The following is an 831-nucleotide window of genomic DNA, read 5'->3' on the forward strand; positions in this document are numbered from 1 at the left end:
AGAAGGGGACGGGCCGGGCGCCGGCCAGCGCGGCGAGCGCCGGGTCGGTGCGGGTCATGCGTGCCTCCTGCGGCGGTTGGCGGTGAGCTGGCCGACCAGGACGATGCCGACGGCGATCACGAACATGGCCGTGCCGATCACGTTGACCTGGACGGGTACCCCGCGCTGGGCGGCGCCCCACACGAACATCGGGAAGGTGACGGTGGAGGGGCCGGCGTTGAACTGGGTGATGATGAAGTCGTCGAAGGACAGGGCGAAGCTGAGCAGCGCGCCGGCGGCGATGCCGGGGGCGGCGAGCGGCAGGGTCACTCTGAGGAACGTCTGGAGCGGGCCGGCGTACAGGTCGCGGGCGGCTTCCTCCAGGCGCGGGTCCATGCTGGCGACGCGCGCCTTGACGGCCACGATCACAAAGCTGAGGCAGAACATGATGTGGGCGATGAGGATCGTGGTGAAACCGAACTCGACGCGCATGTTGAGGAAGAGTGTGCCGAGCGAGGCGGCCATGACCACCTCCGGCATGGCCATCGGCAGGAAGATCAGCCCGTTGGCGGCGCCCTTGCCACGGAAGCGGTGGCGGGCGAGCGCGAAGGCGGCGAGGGTGCCGAAGAGGGTGGCGCCGACGGTGGCGAGCGCGGCGATCTTCAGGCTGAGGGCGAGGGAACCGCACATGTCGGCGACCCCGCACGGGTTGGCCCAGGCGTCGGTGGAGAACTCGCGCCACTCGTGGTTGAAGCGCCCGGTGGGCTTGTTGAAGGAGAACAGCAGCACCACGAGGTTGGGCAGCAGCAGGTAGACGAGCGTGGCGGAGCCGGCGAGGACGACGGCGTTGCG

1 protein-coding gene is annotated in these 831 nt (G+C 69.9%); it reads right to left on the bottom strand.

All coding sequences use genetic code 11. The features are described from left to right. Nucleotides 1-54: 54 nt before the first annotated feature. A partial coding sequence (locus tag GL263_RS27365; RefSeq protein ID WP_182858412.1) for an ABC transporter permease occupies nucleotides 55-831 on the bottom strand: 777 nt, incomplete at its 5' end.

The sequence above is a fragment of the Streptomyces durbertensis genome (assembly GCF_014156695.1).
GTDB lineage: Bacteria > Actinomycetota > Actinomycetes > Streptomycetales > Streptomycetaceae > Streptomyces > Streptomyces durbertensis.